This window comes from Sphingomonas sp. SP5, from assembly GCF_058313455.1.
Genome location: NZ_JBZFLF010000005.1, coordinates 102,698 through 120,095, shown reverse-complemented (window position 1 = coordinate 120,095; position 17,398 = coordinate 102,698). Strand labels below are relative to the sequence as shown.

The window sequence follows — 17,398 nt, the reverse complement described above, 5'->3', positions numbered from 1 at the left end:
CAGCAAGGAGTTGCCATCCTCCCGGCGCGGCCCCCCTCGCGCCGGGACACGGCCCCGCTCATGCCCATCGTCCGCCCCTTCCTTCGCATGCTCGCCTGTCTCGCAGGTCTTGGCGCTGCCCTGCCGGCGGCGGCGCAGACGCATGTCGAGAATGTGGCGACGCTCACCTATCGGTCGGGCGGCGCGGACCAGGTCGTGCAATCCAACGCCGTCGGCTTCGATACCGAGCGTGCGAAGCGGCCGACCAGCTTCACCTTCCGCCTGCTGCCCCAGGGCTACGTGCCCACCGGCATGCGATGCGAAGGCAATCCGCCGATGTTCACGCCCGCGCCGATCGATGCCGCGACGCTGGCCGCCGCGCCCCGGCTCGCCGCCGTGGACGTCACCTCGCCGCTCGTCATGGTGATCGATGCCGAGGGCAACAATCGCGACCCGCTGGTGCGCGAGACGGTGTTCGTCGATTTCGACACCGGCCGCATGTCCGGCAAGCTGCCGCTGCTGGAAACGGGGGCGGATACCGGCGTGTTCGCCGGCGCGGTGCCGGCCGCCAACGACGCCAGCGATCCCAATCTGGCGCCCTGTTCGCTCCACCTGAAGCGCGGCGACCGGTTGCGGCTGAGCTTCACCGAGGACGAATACAGCTACGGCTCGACGATCGACCTGCTGATCGATCCCGCCGGCTATGTCTTCGATTCGCGCACCGGCGAGGTGGTCGACGGCGCCGAGGTGACGCTGCTCGACGAATCGGGCCAGCCTGCGGTCGTCTTCGGCGACGACGGCACCAGCCGCTATCCCGCCACGGTCGTCAGCGGGGCCGCGGTCACCGACGCATCGGGCCGGCGCTATGCAGCGATGCCGGGGCGCTTCCGCTTCCCCTTCGCGCGGCCGGGCCGCTATTCGCTCAAGATCGTGCCGCCGGGCGACTATACCGCGCCCTCGGTGGTCGACCGCGCGACGCTCGCCGCGCTGAAGGATCCGGCGGGCGACCCATTCATCATCGCCGATGCGAGCTACGGCGGTTTCCTGACGCTGGTCGACCAGAACCCCGTCTATGTCGACGTGCCGCTCGACCGGCCGGGCGACGGCACGTTGCTGCTGACCAAGACCGCCTCGGTGCGCGAGGCCTCGCCGGGCGACTTCATCCAATATCGCATCCAGGTGCGCAATCGCGACAGCGTGACGGCGACCGGGCTCACCCTGTTTGACTATCTGCCGCAGGGCCTGCGCTACGAGCGGGGCTCGACCCGCGGCGGCGCCGAACCGAGCGTGACGGCCGACGGCCGCAACCTCAGCTTCGCGATCCCTGCCATCCCCGCCAATACCACCGCCGAGATCCGCTATGTCGTCACCGTCGCACCCGGCGCCCCCTCCGGCGAGGCGCTGAACCGCGCGCAGGTGTCCGGCGCCGCGCGCGTCACCAGCAACGCGGCGGCGGCCTCGGTCCGCCTGCGCCCGCTGCTGTTCACCGATGCCATGACCGTGATCGGCCGCGTGACCGAGGGCGATTGCGGCGACCCCGTTGCCAAGCGCAAGGGCGTCGCCGGCATCCGCCTACTGCTGGAGGACGGCACCTTCGTCGTCACCGACCGCGACGGCCTGTACCATTTCGAGGGCGTGCGGCCGGGCCGCCACGTCGTCCAGCTCGATATCGCGAGCGTTCCCGCCAGCCACGCCCCCGTCGCCTGCGACATCGACACGCGCCAGGCGAAGAGCGCCATCTCCCGCTTCGTCGAAGCGGAAGGCGGCGTGCTGAAGCGCGTCGACTTCCAGCTGCGGCCGACCGGGCAGAAGGCTGCGGCGAACGATGCGCTGCCGATCGCGGTCGCGAGCGATGCCGATGCGGCGGGCAATCGCGAATGGCTGACGGGTCAGGCGCCCGGCATCGGCTGGCTGTTCCCCGCGGTCGACCACAACCCGCGCGCGCCGGTGCTGCGCGTCGCGATCCAGCATGCTCCCGGCCAGCGGGTCGCGCTGACCGTCAACGGCCGCGCCACCGATCCGCTCGCCTTCGACGGCAGCGACGGTGCCGGCGCGGTGGCGGTGTCGAAATGGACCGGCCTGCCGCTTCAGCCGGGCGACAATCGCCTCGTCGCGCGCGTGCTGGCGGAGGATGGCCGCGTGGTCGAGACGCTGGAGCGCCACGTCCATTATGCCGGCGCCCCCGTGCGCGCGACCTTCGATGCCGCGAAGAGCCGGCTCAAGGCCGATGGGCTCAACCGCCCGCTGATCGCGGTGCGCGTCACCGACAAGGACGGGCGGCCGGTGCGCGCCGGCACTCTGGTGCCGTTCCGCGTCGACCAACCCTATCAGGCGGCGATCGAGGCGGCGCTGGAGCAAGGCCGCCAGCTTGCCGGCCGCGAGCGTAGCGCCACCACCGCGCGCGTCGCCGGCGACGACGGCTATGCCTTCATCGCGCTGCAGCCGACGACGCAGGCGGGCGCGGTGCATGCGGTGGTGTCGCTGCAGGAGGACCGCCAGGTTCGCACCAGCGAGATCCGCGCTTGGCTGGAGGCGGCGCAGCAGGACTGGATGGTCGTCGGCTTCGGCGCCGGCAGCGTCGGCTACGACATGCTGAGCAGGCACGGTCGCTCGCTGCCCCGCTCGCAGCGCAACGCGGTCGTCACCGACGGCCAGCTCGCCTTCTACGCCAAGGGGCGGATCAAGGGATCGTGGCTGATGACGATCGCCTATGACAGCGACCGCGCCTACGATCCGACGCGCGGCCTGCTCGGTACGATCGATCCCAACCGCTATTACACCGTCTATGGCGACGGCAGCGCGCAGGGTTATGACGCCGCCACCCGCCGCAAGCTGTACCTGCGCCTCGAACGCCGGGAATTCTACGCGCTGTTCGGCGATTTCGAGACGGGTTTCACCGATACGCAGCTGACCCGCTACAGCCGGACGCTCAACGGCGTGAAGGCGGCCTATGAGGGCGCGACGCTGTCGGTGCAGGGCTTCGCCGCCAAGACGGACACGCTCTATGCCCGCGACGAAATCCAGGGCAACGGGCTCAGCGGCCCCTATCGCCTGCGCGCCCGCGGCATCGTGCCCAACAGCGACAAGTTGCGGATCGAGGTGCGCGACCGCTTCCGTTCGGAACTGATCGTCTCCTCGACGCAGCTGACCCGCCACATCGACTATGACATCGACGTCGATCTCGGCACGGTGCGCTTCCGCGAGCCGGTGCTGAGCCGCGACGCCGGCCTCAACCCCATCTTCATCGTCGCCGATTACGAGGTCGAGGGCGGCAGGACGGAAAAGCTCGCCGCCGCCGCGCGCGTCGCCGCCAAGCTCGGCCGCGTCACCGTCGGCGCCAGCGTGATCCGCGACGAAACCGCCGGCAACGCGACCGTCGCCGGCGCCGACGTCAAGGCGCGGATCGGTGCCGCCACCGAATTGCGCGGCGAGTTCGCCGCGGGTGGCAAGCGCGGCATCGGCCGCGACATCGCCTTCCTCGCCGAGGCGGAGCATCACGGCGGCGGCCTCGACCTTTTGGGTTACGTGCGTCAGCAGGACGGCGGCTTCGGCGTCGGCCAGCAGAACCTCGTCGAGGCAGGCACGCGCAAGCTCGGGCTCGACGGCCGCTACGCGCTCACCGACCGGCTGAGCGTGACCGGCACCGCCTGGTATCAGGACATGCTGCTGAGCCCGGCGACGCGCACCGCGGGCGAGGCGCGGCTCGAATACCGCCGCGCCACCGGCACCGTCTTCGTCGGCGGCCAGTTCGCCGCCGATCGCGGCCTCGACGGTGCCGACCGCGATTCGCGGCTGCTCACCCTCGGCGGTACCCAGTCGCTGTTCGGCGGCAGGCTGACGCTCGCCGGCCAGACGCAGTTCGCGCCCGGCGGCGACAAGGCCTCGGTCGACTTCCCCGTCCGCCACCAGATCACCGCGGCGTGGAAGGTGAAGCAGGGCATCCGCCTGCTTACCGGCTATGAGATCGCCAGCGGCAAGGATTATACCGCCCACACCGCGCAGGTCGGCTTCGACGTCGCGCCCTGGACCGGCGCCAAGCTGATGAGCACCTTGAACCAGCAGGCGATCGGCGAGAACGGCGGGCGGACCTACGCGCAATACGGCCTCAGCCAGTCGCTCCCGCTCGGCAAGCGCTGGTCGGTCGATGCGACCTGGGACGCGACCAGCACGGTGCGCGGGCGCATCCCCCAGGGCGCGGTCATCAACGCCTTCCAGCCAGTCGCCTCGGGCGGCACGATTGGCGGCGGCGGCAACGGCCAGGGCGATGCCGATTTCACCGCGGCGACGCTCGGCGCCACCTATCGCGCCGCCCGCTGGTCGTGGACCGGCCGCATCGAATATCGCGACGGCCGCAACGACGATCGCTTCGGCCTCGTCACCAGCCTGCTGCGCAGCCTGGGCGAGGGGCGGACGATCGCGTCGAGCCTGCGCGCCTTCCGCGTCCGCAACGCCTCCGGCGCGCTGGCGACACAGGCGAGCGCCGACCTCGCGCTCGCCTGGCGGCCGCTCGACAGCCGCTGGTCGCTGCTCGAACGGCTGGAATTCCGCCACGAGAGTGCGGACGGTGCGTTCGACGACGGCAACGTGCTGGGCGTGCCCGCCTATGGCGCCGGTGACCAGGTGACCAGCCGCGTCGTCAACAATCTCGCGCTCAACTATCGCAGCGGTCCCGAAGGGCTCGGCCACGGCATCGAAGCGACCGTCTATTATGGCGCCAAGTACGTCGCCGGCCGCTATGCCGACGATACCTACGACGGGTTCATCGACGTGGTCGGCTTCGACCTCAGGCAGGATATCGGCACCCGGTTCGACATCGGCGTCACCGGCTCGGTGCAGCACGCCTGGAGCCGCAACGTCTGGTCGTGGAGCGGCGGCCCGTCCGTCGGCGTCTCGCCCGCCGCCAACCTGTGGATCAGCGCCGGCTACAATATCGCCGGCTACCGCGACCGCGACTTCGAGGACGATCGCTACACCCGGCAAGGGCCGTACGTGACGATGCGCCTCAAGTTCGACCAGCTCTCGCTAGGCGGCGCGACCCGCGCCTTGTTCGGAACCTAACGCCATGCCCGCATCCTGCCTGCCCCCCGGCCATAGCGCCACCTTGCCCTCGCTGGAGGCGCTCGCCCGCCGCTACGCCGCCTTGCCGCGGGTCGACGCCGAAACGCTGATCGACGCGCAGGTCTCCACCGCCATCCGCGAATGGCGGGTGACCGACGCGACCTTCTGGCAACGCGTCAAGTTCCGTTCGCGGATGATCCGCACCGCCGCTTCCCGCCCCACCGCCTTCGCGCAGGACCGCACCGACCGATGATGCACGCTCCCATCGCCATCCCGGCGCTCGCCCCGCCACCCCGCGACCAGCGCCGCGACAAGCGGCATGCCAGCGTGCTGCTGATCGGCCGCGTCGCGCATGCGGCGGCCGAATCCGCCTGCCTCGTCCACGATATCTCCGAACACGGCCTGATGGCGCGCTTCACCGCAATGCCGGTGGTCGGCGAGCGGCTGCGGATCGCGGTGCGCGGGCTGGCGGAGGTGGCGGCGACGGTGCGCTGGGTGAACGGCTACAAGGCGGGTGTCGAATTCGACGTGGCGCAGCGCATCGACACCATCTTCCGCCTGCGCGATGATCGCGGCCTCGTCGCGCGCACGCCGCGCTTCGCGATGGCGGCGACCGCCAGCCTGCGCATTGCCGACCGGCGGATCGCGGTCGATATCCTCGATATCTCGCCCGGCGGGGTGAAGTTGCGCAGCGACGCTGCGGTATGCAGCGGCCAGGCGGGCAGCGTGCTGCTGCCGGAGGTGAACGCCGCCGCCTTCGGCACCATCTGCTGGACGCGCGAGGACCGCTTCGGCTTCCGCTTCTGCGAGCCGCTGTCGCTCGCGCTCCTCTCGCGCGTGCTCGGCTGCGGATAGGTTTGCCCGCGGCGGCGGGCGGCGCTACGGAACGGAACGTGACCGACAGCGACCGCCTCCTCTCCGCCAGCCGCCGCCCCGAGGACGTCGATGCCGCCCTTCGGCCCAAGAACCTCGATGAATTCGTCGGCCAGCAGGCGGCGCGCGAGAACCTGCGCGTGTTCATCGAGGCGGCGCGCAGCCGCGGCGATGCGCTCGACCATGTGCTGTTCTTCGGCCCGCCCGGCCTCGGCAAAACGACGCTCGCGCAGATCATCGCGCGCGAGATGGGCGTCGGTTTCCGCGCGACCAGCGGCCCCGTCATCGCCAAGTCGGGCGATCTTGCCGCCCTGCTCACCAACCTCGAGGACGGCGACGTGCTGTTCATCGACGAGATCCACCGCCTCCAGCCGGCGGTGGAGGAGGTGCTGTACCCGGCGATGGAGGATCGCGCGCTCGACCTGATGATCGGCGAGGGGCCGTCGGCGCGCTCGGTCCGGATCGACCTGCCGCGCTTCACCCTGGTCGGCGCGACGACGCGGCAGGGGCTGCTGACGACGCCGCTGCGCGACCGTTTCGGCATCCCGGTGCGCCTGCAATTCTATACGGTGGAGGAACTGACGCGGGTGGTGACGCGCGCCGCCGGGCTGCTCGACCTCGCGATCGCCCCCGATGGCGCGGGCGAGATCGCCCGGCGTGCGCGCGGCACCCCGCGCATCGCCGGCCGGCTGCTGCGCCGGGTGCGCGATTTCGCCAATGTCGCGGGCACGGTCACCGTCGATCGCATCGCCGCGGATCGCGCGCTCAACCGGCTGGAGGTGGATTCGCTCGGCCTCGACGCGATGGACCGGCGCTACCTCCACATGATCGCCGATATCTACCGCGGCGGCCCGGTGGGCGTGGAAACGCTCGCCGCCGGCCTCTCCGAACCGCGCGACACGATCGAGGAGGTGATCGAACCCTACCTCATCCAGCTCGGCCTCGTCGCCCGCACCGCCCGCGGCCGCGTGCTGAATGCCGGCGGCTGGAAGCACCTCGGCCTCAACCCGCCCGTCGGCAGTCAGGACGGATTGTTCGACACGCCCTGACATCCTCCCCGGCACGGGGAGGGGGACCAGCGAAGCTGGTGGAGGGGGCTCTCCGCAAGCGTTGTCCTATGAGGATATCCCCCTCCGTCACGCTCTGCGAGCGCGCCACCTCCCCGTGCCGGGGAGGATCCGGTCCCACGACTTTCCTCACGCACCCCACACAATGTTGCGTGGCACCCGGCCGCGGCATCTGTTAGCCGTAGCGTCATGCCCAGCTCGGCCGCCGCCTCCGCCCGCGAAATCCTCACCCGCCTGCACGACGTGATGGCTGGTCGCAATCCGGCCCAGGCCAAGCTCAATGCCGTCGTCGGCATCATCGCCGAGGCGATGGATAGCGAGGTGTGCTCGATCTACCTCCTTCGCGAAGGTGTGCTGGAGCTGTTCGCGACCCGCGGGCTGGACCAGGCGGCGGTGCACGTCACCAAGCTGGCGCTGGGCGAGGGGCTGGTCGGCACGATCGCCGAGGATGTCGAGGTGCTGAACCTCGACGAAGCGGCGAGCCATCCCGACTTCGCCTACAAGCCCGAAACGGGTGAGGAACGCTACCACAGCTTCGCCGGCGTGCCGATCATCCGCCGCGAACGCGCGGTCGGCGTCCTCGCCGTGCAGCACAGCGAACAGCGCCGCTATCAGGACGTCGAGATCGAGGCGTTGCAGACGGTGGCGATGGTGCTGTCCGAACTGATCGCCAATGCCGGCCTGATCGACACCGCCGCCGCGGCGAGCAACCGGCCGCAATCGACCGCGGCGGTGCGGCTGCTCGGCCAGAAGCTCGTCGAGGGCATGGGGTCGGGCTATGCCGTCTTCCACCAGCCGCGCATCGTCGTCGAGCACACCGTCGCCGAGGATATCGATGCCGAGCGGCACCGCGTCTATGCCGCGTTCGACAAGATGCGCGAGCAGATCGACCGCATGACGCGCGAGGCGGAGTTCGGCGTCGGCGGCGAGCATGAGGAGGTGCTCCAGACCTACAAGATGTTCGCCTATGACGAGGGCTGGGCGCGGCGGATCAACGAGGCGATCGATTCCGGCCTCACCGCCGAAGCCGCGATCGAGCGCGTCCAGCAGCGCACCCGCCAGCGCATGCGCCAGATCGACGATCCCTTGCTGGCCGACCGCATGCACGACCTGGAGGATCTCTCCAACCGGCTGCTGCGCATCGTCTCGGGTCAGATGGGGACGGCGGCGCAGCTCGGCCTGCGGCAGGACACGATCCTGATCGCCCGTAACCTGGGTCCTGCCGAACTGCTCGAATACGACAAGCGGCGGCTGAAGGGCGTGGTGCTGGAAGAAGGATCGCTGACCGCGCACGTTACCATCGTCGCGCGTGCGATGGGGGTGCCGGTGTTGGGCCGCGTCCGCGACGTGCGGCGGCTGATCGCGGAAGGCGACCTGCTGCTGCTTGATTCAGTTGCGGGTAATGTGTTCGCGCGCCCTTCCGCGGCGATGGAAGAGGCATTCGAAGCCAAGCTGGCGCTGCGCCAGAAGCGCAAGGCCGCCTTCGCCGCGCTGCGCGACGTGCCGCCCGAGACGCAGGACGGCCATCGCATCACGCTGATGGTCAACGCGGGCTTGCGCGACGACGTCGCCGCACTGGACATCACCGGCGCCGACGGCATCGGCCTGTTCCGCACCGAGTTCCAGTTCCTCGTGTCGGCGACGCTGCCCCAGCGCGAGCGGCAGCAGCGCCTGTACAAGGAGGTGCTGGACGCCGCCGGCGATCGGCCGGTGATCTTCCGCACGGTCGACATCGGCGGCGACAAGGCCTTGCCCTATCTCAACAAGGCGGATGCCGACGAGGAGAATCCGGCGATGGGCTGGCGCGCGCTGCGCTTGGCGCTCGATCGCGACGGCCTGATGAAGGTGCAGGCCCGCGCGCTGATCGAGGCGGCGGCGGGCCGCACGCTCAACGTCATGTTCCCGATGGTGTCAGAGGCGTGGGAGTTCGCCGAGGCCAAGGCCTTGTTCGAGGCGCAGCGCCACTGGCTCGGCCAGCGCGGCCGGCGGCTGCCGGTTGAGATCCGCTACGGCGCGATGCTGGAGGTGCCGGCGCTCGCCGAACAGCTCGACCTGCTGCTGCCGGAGATCGATTTCCTGTCGGTCGGCACCAACGACCTGACGCAATTCCTGTTCGCCGCGGATCGCGCCAATCCCAAGCTCGCCGAACGCTACGACTGGCTCAGCCCGTCGATCCTGCGCTTTCTGGCCCGCGTCATCGCACCCGCGCGCGAAGCGGGGGTGACGCTGGCGGTGTGCGGCGAGATGGGCGGGCGGCCGCTGGAGGCGATGGCGCTGATCGGGCTCGGCATCGACCGGCTGTCGATCACGCCGGCGGCGATCGGCCCGATCAAGGCGATGGTGCGCAGCCTGGATCATGCCGCCTGCCGCGCCTTCGTCGCCGAACTCGTTGGCCGGCCGCCGCGCGACATGCGGGCCGCGCTGACCGACTGGGCGGGGGCGCACGGCGTCGATCTGGCCTGAAACGCCGCCGAACCGGGTGGCGCTTGCGTTGACTTGCCGTAAGGCATGGAGGAATGTCGCGCCCGTCAGCGCACCCTCCCTTGGAGACACGAATGGACGAGGTCGATCCCGGCCAGCCCAACCCGAACCCTGTTCCCCCGGCCCGGCCGGGCGAGCGGTTGCGTGATGCGCGGGACAGCCGGGGGCTGAGCCTGGCGGAGGTCGCCGCGCGCACCCGCGTGCCGCAGCGTCACCTGGAAGCGCTGGAAGCGGGCGATTATACGGCGCTGCCCTCGCCGACCTATGCGATGGGTTTCTCCAAGGCCTATGCACGCGCCGTCGGCGTCGACGAGGTCGCCATCGCGCAGGACGTGCGCCGCGAGCTCGACCGGCTGGGGCCGCGCCAGCCCGAATATGTGCCGTACGAGACGGCCGATCCGGCCCGCGTGCCCTCGCGCGGGGTCGCGGCCCTGGGCGTCGGCATCGCGCTCGCCGTGCTGATCCTTGTCGGCCTGTGGTATGGCACCGGCCTGTTCCGCCCGCAGACGAGTGCGCCCGCCGACGAAACCGTGGTCGCGCAGACGATCGCGCCCAAGCCGACGCCCGCCGCATCGCCGGCCCCGCCGACCGGCGGCGAGGTGGTGCTGACCGCCAACGACGAGGTCTGGTTGCGCGTCTACGATGCTGACAACAAGACGCTGTACCTCGGCACGATGAAGCCGGGCGAACGCTTCGTGGTGCCCGCGGGCGCCAACGATCCCAAGATCAACGTCGGCCGTCCCGACAAGCTGGCAGTGACGCTGAACGGGTCGGCGATTCCGCCGCTCGGCGATGGCAGCCGCGCGATCAAGGACGTGCGGGTCAGCGGCCCGGCGATCGCGGCGCGGCTCGCCGGCCAGCCCGCGCCGACGCCGTCGGCCAGCGCCACGGCGTCGCGAGAGACGGCGGGACGGGAAGCGGAGCGGCCGCGTCGCGAGCGCCGGACCCCGCGTGCCGCCGAGGACGACACGGCGCGCGCCAACCTGCAATCGAGCCAAGAACCTGCGGCGACTGGCAATTCGTCGGCACCTTAAGGCTGGCGACAGGTGCGCGGATGCAGCTATGACGCCCGTTAATCCACCAATGTCGCGCCGGGGGGTGCCTTGACCATGCGTACGATCATCTGGGCGCTTGCCGCCTCCACCATCCTGATCCCGGCCGCCGCCACGGCGCAGAGCAATGTCGAGGGCCGCGTCGGCAAGCTCGAGAGCGAGATGCGCGCGGTGCAGCGCAAGGTCTTTCCGGGCGGGGCCGGCCAGTATCTCCAGCCCGAGATCACCCGCCCCGATACGCCGCAGAGCATCGGCGGGGTGCCCGCGACCAGCGCGGTCGCCGACCTGACCAGCCGCGTCACCGCGCTCGAACAGCAGCTCGCGTCGATGACCAACCAGATCGAGCAAAACGGCTATAAACTGCGTCAGCTGCAGGACCAGTTCGAGGCGTACAAGCGCACCACCGACGGTAAGCTGCAATCGCTGGCGACGACGCCGGTGCTGGCGGGTGCCCCGGCGTCCGCGCCGTTGGGTGACGATGGTACGGGCAGCGATGCGCCGGCGCGGCCGACGCGGACTCCGGTCACTGCCACTCCGGCCGCGGTCGCCGCAGCGGGCGATACCGCGCCGTCGGCGAACGCCGCGAAGGTCGACAAGCCGTCGAGCGGAGACACGCCGGAGGACGAATATCTTTACGGCTACCGCCTGTGGACGGCGAAACGATACCCCGAGGCCGAAGCGCAGCTCAAGAAGGTGGTCGCTACCTATCCCAAGCACCGGCGGGCGAGCTATGCGCAAAACCTGCTCGGCCGCGCCTATCTGGACGAAGGCAAGCCGAGCCTCGCCTCCATGGCCTTCTACGACAATTACAAGAAGATGCCGGACGGCGAACGTGCGCCCGACAGCCTCTATTATCTCGCCCAGGCGCTGATGAAGCTCAACAAGCCGGCCGATGCCTGCAAGGTCTACGGCGAGCTGACCGACGTCTACGGCACCAAGATCTCTTCGAGCATGAAGGCCGATGTCGAGAAGGGCCGTACCGCCGCCAAGTGCAAGTGACCCCTTCGCCCAGGAGGCGGAGCGGTTCCACCACGATCTGACGCGCGCGCTGGGCGAGCCCGTGCGTGCGCGGGTGCTGCTTGCCGTGTCTGGCGGGCCGGACAGCATGGCGATGCTGACGCTTGCCCACGCTGCTTTTCCCGGCGGCATTGCCGTCGCCACCGTAGATCACCGGTTGCGGCCCCAGGCGGCGGCGGAGGCGGCGATGGTCGCAACGCATTGCGCGACGCTGGGCGTGCCGCACGCGACGCTGGTGCCCGAGGTGCCGATCGCCGGTGCCAGCATCCAGGCGGCGGCGCGTCATGCCCGCTATCGCCTGCTCGCCGCCCACGCCCAGGCGATCGGGGCGGAGGCGCTGGCGACTGCGCATCACGTCGACGATCAGGCCGAAACCTTTCTGATGCGCGCGGCGCGCGGATCGGGGATTGCGGGGCTTGCCGGCGTCAGGCCGCGTGCGGTGATCGAGGGGGCGGTGGTGGTGCGGCCGGTGCTGGAATGGCGGCGGGCCGAATTGCGCGCGATCGTTCGCCGGGCGGAGGTGCCGTTCGTCGACGATCCTTCCAACCATGATCCCGCCCACGATCGCACCCGCTTCCGTCGGCTGCTCGACGCCAACGAATGGCTCGGGCCGCCGCAGCTCGCCCGATCGGCGGCCGCACTGGCGGAGGCGGACGCCGACGTCCGCGCGATCGTCGACTGGCTGTGGGCGGAGCGGGCGAGCCCGAGCGGGCGGGGCATCCGGATCGACGTGGCGGGCCTGCCGCGCGAACTCAGGCGACGGCTGGCACGGCGGGCGATCGGCCGGATCATCGAATCGGCGGACGTGGTGGCACCGCGTTGGAGCGACTCGGCCAATATCGAGGCACTGCTCGATGCGCTGGCGGCGGGCAAGCGCGCGACCCAGGCGGGCGTCTTGGCCATGCCGCAGGGCGAAATGTGGCGATTTCGGCCCGCGCCAGCCCGTCGCAACGCTTGATCGGTGTAAATCCGGGCTCCCGTTCCATTGCCATTAACCTCCATGCGCCTATCTTGGCGGCTGAAAGGCTTTCCATGAACGACAACGACAAGCAGCCGCGTGGCGATGGCGGCAATGATGGCGGCAACGGGGGCGGAAATCCCTGGATGAAGAGCCTGCTGATCTGGGTCGGCATTCTCCTCGCGCTGGCCTTGTTTGTGACCATGTTCGACGGCCGCACCAGCACGGCGGGCGGCAACACGATCGCCTATTCCAAATTCCTCGACCAGGTCGACGAAGGCACTGTCAAGGATGTCGCGATCAGCCGCGACGTGATTTCCGGCACCTATTCGAGCGGCGACAAGTTCCGCACCTATCCGATCGCCGATCCGTCGCTGGTGCAGCATCTGCGCCAGAAGAACGTGTCGATCTCGGCCAAGCCGGACGAGGGCACGTCGATCTGGCAGTATCTGCTCATCAACTCGCTGCCCTTCCTGCTCTTCCTCGGCATCGCCTTCTTCGTGCTGAAGCAGATGCAGAAGAACACCGGCGGCGGCGCGATGGGCTTCGGCAAGAGCCGTGCGCGGATGCTGACGCAGAAGGAAGGCAAGGTCACCTTCGACGACGTCGCCGGCATCGACGAGGCGCGCAGCGAGCTGACCGAAATCGTCGACTTCCTGAAGGATCCGACCAAGTTCGCGCGCCTGGGCGGCAAGATCCCCAAGGGCGCGCTGCTGGTCGGATCGCCGGGCACCGGCAAGACGCTGCTCGCCCGCGCCATCGCGGGTGAGGCGGGCGTGCCGTTCTTCACGATTTCCGGCTCGGACTTCGTTGAGATGTTCGTCGGCGTCGGCGCCAGCCGCGTCCGCGACATGTTCGAACAGGCCAAGAAGTCGGCCCCCTGCATCGTCTTCATCGACGAGATCGACGCGGTCGGCCGCCATCGCGGCGCCGGCCTCGGCAACGGCAACGACGAGCGGGAACAGACGCTCAACCAGCTGCTGGTCGAGATGGACGGGTTCGAGGCGAACGAGGGGATCATCATCGTCGCGGCAACCAACCGCCCCGACGTGCTCGATCCGGCGCTGCTTCGTCCGGGCCGCTTCGACCGCCAGGTGGTCGTGCCGCGGCCGGATATCGAGGGCCGCGTCAAGATCCTCGAAGTGCATATGAAGAAGGTGCCGCTGGCGCCCGACGTCGATTCTCGCGTCATCGCGCGCGGCACGCCGGGCTTCTCGGGCGCCGACCTCGCCAACCTCGTCAACGAAGCCGCCCTGATGGGCGCGCGCAAGGGCAAGCGGCTCGTCGCGATGGCCGAGTTCGAGGAGGCCAAGGACAAGGTCATGATGGGCGCCGAGCGCCGCAGCATGGTGATGACCGAGGATGAGAAGCGGATGACCGCCTATCACGAGGCGGGCCATGCCATCGTCTCGATCCACGAGCAGGCGTCCGACCCGATCCACAAGGCGACGATCATCCCGCGTGGCCGTGCCCTGGGCATGGTGATGCGCCTGCCGGAGCGCGACAGCTACAGCTACCATCGCGACAAGATGTACGCCAACCTTGCGGTGGCGATGGGCGGCCGCGTCGCCGAAGAGATCATCTTCGGCTATGACAAGGTGTCGAGCGGCGCGTCCGGCGACATCCAATATGCGACCGGTCTTGCCCGCGACATGGTCACCAAATGGGGCATGTCCGACAAGGTCGGCCCGGTGGAATATGCCCAGCCGGAGGGCGAATCCTTCCTCGGCTATTCGTCCAGCCAGCCGGTGCGCATGTCAAATGCCACCGCCCAGCTGATCGACGACGAGATCAAGGGCATCGTCGAGGGCGGCCTGACCCGCGCCAAGCAGCTGCTGACCGATCACGTCGACCAGCTCCACCTGCTCGCCGGTGCCCTGCTCGAATATGAGACGCTGTCGGGCGACGAGATCAAGAAGCTGATCGCCGGCGAGGATCTCGGTCGCCCCGATCCGTCGGGTCCCAAGGCGAGCGTGCCGCGGGCCGGCACCTCGATCCCCAAGACGCGCCGTCCCGGCGGTCCGTTCGGCCAGCCGAGCCCGCTCGGCGCCTGACGGCACGGGCGGGGCACGGGGCGGTTCAGCCACCCGTCAGCATGACACGCCTAATCGGCGGCATTCCCCTGGGAGTGCCGCCGATGTCGTATAAGGTCCTGATCGCCCTCGCCGTTTCGCTCGGGCTTGCCGCGCCGGCTTCGGCGGCGATGAGTGTCGGCACCTTCCTGGCGAAGGCCGCGCCGCTGCGCGCCAACCCCTTCACCGCCTTCACCAACCCCGATTATCAAGTCCTGAAAGCGGAGGCCGACGCCGCCACCCGCCAGCTTCGTGCCGAGGGTGCCGCACGCAAGGCGGCCGGCAAGGCGCCAATCGCCTGCATGCCCGACGGCGAAAAGATCGGCATCCTCGACATGCTCGCCGGCCTCGACGCGCTCTCCCCCGCGGAAAGGCGGCTGCCGCTCAAGGACGGCTATGCAAAGGTGCTGGCGAAGCGCTTTCCGTGTTGATCGCCACTCCCGTCAGTCGGTCAACCCATGCATCGCCAGCAGCAGCGCGAAGGTGATGAGCGCAGTCCAGGCGAAGACGAGCAACACCACGGTACGCCACAGCGCCGAGCGCTTGCGCAGGCTGTAGGCGCCGCGCAGCTGGCGGAACATGTGCACCGGCGGGATGACGAACACGCCGAGCACGACCCAGCCTGCGCCGATTCCCGCGACGCCGATCAGCATCAGCGCGATCACCATCAGCATCATGAAGGCGAGGCTGTAGGTGACGAAGATCGCATGGTCGTACAGGCCGAACCGTCGCCGCCACAGGAACATCAGCGCCACGAACGGCGTCGAGATCGGGATGAGCAGCCAGCTGTACTTATAGGCGCTGGTCTGCAGCTTGTAGAGCGCGAGGCCGGGGTTCTTGTTCGCCTTTGCGATGCCATGGTCCAGCGCCGTCCAGCCGGTTTTGGCGTTGGTCAGCGTGAACTGGTCGTTTGGGCCATCGCCTGCCTGGGTCCGCTTGAGCGCGGCGATCGTGGTGCGCAGTGCGGCGATCTCCTGATCCACCTCGCGCGTCGGCTTGCCCGCGGCGACCAGCTTCGCGCGCTGCGCCTCGGCCTTGTCGAGGCCCGCCTGTGCCTTTTCCACCCCGCGCGCGAAGCCGACGATGTTGCTGCTGATCCGCTCCGGCGTCACCAGTTCGGCGATGTCGCCGCCCAGTGCGCTGATCGTCGCGAACATCAGGAACACGGTGAACAGGAATACCGCGAGCGGCGATACGAACCGCGCGCGCTCGCCCGCGACGTAGCGGCGGGTCAGGTCGCCCGGCCGCCAGACGAGCATCGGCAGCGTCCGCCAGATCTTGCCTTCGAAATGGAACACGCCGTGGGCAATCTCATGGCCGATGGCACCGATCGTGCGGTGGACGTGACCGGATTGGCCGCAGGCGTGGCAATGCGCGCCGATCAGCCGCGTGCCGCAATTGAGGCATAACCCTCCATGGGCATGACCCTGCGTGTCCCCGGCGTGCGGCTCCACCGCGTGCGCGGCGAGCGCGCCCGTGATGAAGTCCCCTGCTGCTGCGATATCCCCCGACATGCGTACCAGCCTAGCAAGCGTCCGGACGTGGCGCGAGAGGGGATCGCATGGTAATGAACGCCATGGCCGACATCGAAAATCCGAACGAATTGATCGCCGAGATGGGCCGCCGCGCCCGGATCGCATTGCGCACGCTGGCAGGCTTGCCGACCCCCGCCAAGGCCGAGGGGCTCCGTGCCGCCGCGGCACGGTTGCGCGCCGATGCGGACGCGATCCTCGCCGCCAATGCCCGTGACATGGCAGCGGGTGAGGCGCGGGGGCTCTCGGGCGCGTTGCTCGACCGGCTGAAGCTCGATCCCGCCCGCGTCGACGGCATGGCTGCCGGTGTCGAGGCGGTGGCGGGGCTCGCCGATCCGGTCGGGCAGGCGATCGATCGTGCGGAACGGCCCAATGGCTTGCAGCTCAGCCGCGTTCGCGTGCCGATCGGCGTCATCGGCATCATCTACGAATCGCGCCCCAACGTCACCGCCGATGCCGCCGCGCTGTGCGTGATGGCGGGCAATGCCGCGATCCTGCGCGGCGGGTCGGAGGCGGTGCACAGCAATCGCGCGATCCATACGGCGCTGTCGGCGGGCTTTGCGGAGGCGGGCCTGCCCGTGGACGTGGTGCAGCTGGTACCGACCACCGATCGTGCTGCGGTCGGCGCGATGCTCGCGGCGGATGGCGCCATCGACCTCGTCGTGCCGCGCGGCGGCAAGAGCCTCGTCGCGCGCGTCCAGGCGGAGGCACGCGTGCCGGTGCTCGCCCATCTGGACGGGATCAACCACGTCTATGTCGATGGCTCCGCCGATCCGGCGATGGCGCATCGCATCGTCGTCGATGCCAAGATGCGCCGCACCGGCATCTGCGGGTCGATGGAGACGCTGTTGATCGACCGTCCCTATGCCGATGCCAGCGGCCTCATCGCGGCCTTGCGCGATGCCGGCTGCGAGGTGCGCGGCGATGCCGGGGCGCAGGCGATCGCGCCGGGCATCGCGCCCGCCGAAGAGGCGGACTGGAGCACGGAATACCTCGACGCCATCTGCTCGGTGGCGATGGTCGATGGGGTGGAGCAGGCGATGGCGCATATCGCCCGCTATGGTTCGCATCACACCGACGCGATCGTCGCCGCCGATGCTGCGACTGCTGAACGGTTCCTGGCGCTGGTGGATTCGGCAATCGTGCTGTGGAACGCCTCGACGCAATTCGCCGACGGCGGCGAATTCGGCCTGGGCGCCGAGATCGGCATCGCCACCGGCCGCCTGCACGCGCGCGGACCCGTCGCGCTGGAGGGGCTGACCACCTACAAATGGATCGGCCGCGGCGCGGGGCAGGTGCGCGGTTGATG

General features: G+C 69.6%; 12 protein-coding genes. 11 read left to right on the top strand and 1 reads right to left on the bottom strand.

The window, feature by feature from the left end; all coding sequences use genetic code 11:
- Positions 1-60 precede the first annotated feature (60 nt).
- From AC4GY7_RS13340 to AC4GY7_RS13295, 10 genes are all read left to right on the top strand, one after another.
- On the top strand, positions 61-5,037 hold the full coding sequence (locus AC4GY7_RS13340; protein WP_491114973.1) for a hypothetical protein: 4,977 nt from the start codon (positions 61-63) through the stop codon (positions 5,035-5,037).
- A gap of 4 nt (positions 5,038-5,041) precedes the next feature.
- Positions 5,042-5,290: a hypothetical protein gene (locus AC4GY7_RS13335; RefSeq protein ID WP_491114971.1), complete on the top strand. Its 249-nt coding sequence runs from the start codon at positions 5,042-5,044 to the stop codon at positions 5,288-5,290.
- A complete protein-coding gene (locus tag AC4GY7_RS13330) occupies positions 5,287-5,892 on the top strand; it encodes a PilZ domain-containing protein (RefSeq protein ID WP_443584363.1) in 606 nt (201 codons plus the stop codon). Before AC4GY7_RS13335 ends, AC4GY7_RS13330 begins: the two co-directional genes overlap by 4 nt.
- A 38-nt stretch (positions 5,893-5,930) precedes the next feature.
- Positions 5,931-6,959: a Holliday junction branch migration DNA helicase RuvB gene (gene ruvB, locus AC4GY7_RS13325; RefSeq protein WP_491114969.1), complete on the top strand. Its 1,029-nt coding sequence runs from the start codon at positions 5,931-5,933 to the stop codon at positions 6,957-6,959.
- 207 nt (positions 6,960-7,166) lie between these two features.
- Positions 7,167-9,440, top strand: coding sequence for a phosphoenolpyruvate--protein phosphotransferase (ptsP, locus tag AC4GY7_RS13320; protein WP_491114967.1), 2,274 nt, complete (start codon positions 7,167-7,169; stop codon positions 9,438-9,440).
- A gap of 80 nt (positions 9,441-9,520) precedes the next feature.
- Positions 9,521-10,492 carry a helix-turn-helix domain-containing protein gene (locus tag AC4GY7_RS13315; protein WP_491114965.1) on the top strand — a complete coding sequence of 324 codons (972 nt, stop codon included), beginning with the start codon at positions 9,521-9,523 and terminating at the stop codon, positions 10,490-10,492.
- A 75-nt stretch (positions 10,493-10,567) separates the two neighbouring features.
- Positions 10,568-11,509: a hypothetical protein gene (locus tag AC4GY7_RS13310; protein ID WP_491114963.1), complete on the top strand. Its 942-nt coding sequence runs from the start codon at positions 10,568-10,570 to the stop codon at positions 11,507-11,509.
- Positions 11,472-12,485 (top strand): tRNA lysidine(34) synthetase TilS, encoded by a 1,014-nt coding sequence (tilS, locus tag AC4GY7_RS13305; protein WP_491114960.1) that lies wholly within the window; start codon positions 11,472-11,474, stop codon positions 12,483-12,485. Before AC4GY7_RS13310 ends, tilS begins: the two co-directional genes overlap by 38 nt.
- 74 nt (positions 12,486-12,559) lie before the next feature.
- Positions 12,560-14,539, top strand: a complete 1,980-nt coding sequence (ftsH, locus tag AC4GY7_RS13300; protein ID WP_443584357.1) for an ATP-dependent zinc metalloprotease FtsH — start codon at positions 12,560-12,562, stop codon at positions 14,537-14,539.
- An 83-nt stretch (positions 14,540-14,622) separates the two neighbouring features.
- Positions 14,623-14,988 (top strand): hypothetical protein, encoded by a 366-nt coding sequence (locus AC4GY7_RS13295; RefSeq protein ID WP_491114957.1) that lies wholly within the window; start codon positions 14,623-14,625, stop codon positions 14,986-14,988.
- 12 nt (positions 14,989-15,000) lie between these two features.
- On the opposite strand, the gene AC4GY7_RS13290 is transcribed toward AC4GY7_RS13295, so the two are convergent.
- Positions 15,001-16,071 carry a DUF3667 domain-containing protein gene (locus tag AC4GY7_RS13290; protein ID WP_491114955.1) on the bottom strand — a complete coding sequence of 357 codons (1,071 nt, stop codon included), beginning with the start codon at positions 16,069-16,071 and terminating at the stop codon, positions 15,001-15,003.
- Positions 16,072-16,133: 62 nt separating this feature from the next.
- Between AC4GY7_RS13290 and AC4GY7_RS13285 the strand changes: the two genes are divergently transcribed.
- Positions 16,134-17,396, top strand: coding sequence for a glutamate-5-semialdehyde dehydrogenase (locus tag AC4GY7_RS13285; protein ID WP_491114953.1), 1,263 nt, complete (start codon positions 16,134-16,136; stop codon positions 17,394-17,396).
- Positions 17,397-17,398 lie beyond the last annotated feature (2 nt).

What these genes read in the sequence shown, in the direction of transcription:
- AC4GY7_RS13340 (WP_491114973.1), top strand. Translation starts at nt 61, where the DNA reads ATGCCCATCGTCCGCCCCTTCCTTCGCATGCTCGCCTGTCTCGCAGGT.
- AC4GY7_RS13335 (WP_491114971.1), top strand. Translation starts at nt 5,042, where the DNA reads ATGCCCGCATCCTGCCTGCCCCCCGGCCATAGCGCCACCTTGCCCTCG.
- AC4GY7_RS13330 (WP_443584363.1), top strand. Translation starts at nt 5,287, where the DNA reads ATGATGCACGCTCCCATCGCCATCCCGGCGCTCGCCCCGCCACCCCGC.
- ptsP (WP_491114967.1), top strand. Translation starts at nt 7,167, where the DNA reads ATGCCCAGCTCGGCCGCCGCCTCCGCCCGCGAAATCCTCACCCGCCTG.
- AC4GY7_RS13310 (WP_491114963.1), top strand. Translation starts at nt 10,568, where the DNA reads ATGCGTACGATCATCTGGGCGCTTGCCGCCTCCACCATCCTGATCCCG.
- tilS (WP_491114960.1), top strand. Translation starts at nt 11,472, where the DNA reads ATGTCGAGAAGGGCCGTACCGCCGCCAAGTGCAAGTGACCCCTTCGCC.
- ftsH (WP_443584357.1), top strand. Translation starts at nt 12,560, where the DNA reads ATGAACGACAACGACAAGCAGCCGCGTGGCGATGGCGGCAATGATGGC.
- AC4GY7_RS13295 (WP_491114957.1), top strand. Translation starts at nt 14,623, where the DNA reads ATGTCGTATAAGGTCCTGATCGCCCTCGCCGTTTCGCTCGGGCTTGCC.
- AC4GY7_RS13290 (WP_491114955.1), bottom strand. Translation starts at nt 16,071, where the DNA reads ATGTCGGGGGATATCGCAGCAGCAGGGGACTTCATCACGGGCGCGCTC.
- AC4GY7_RS13285 (WP_491114953.1), top strand. Translation starts at nt 16,134, where the DNA reads ATGGCCGACATCGAAAATCCGAACGAATTGATCGCCGAGATGGGCCGC.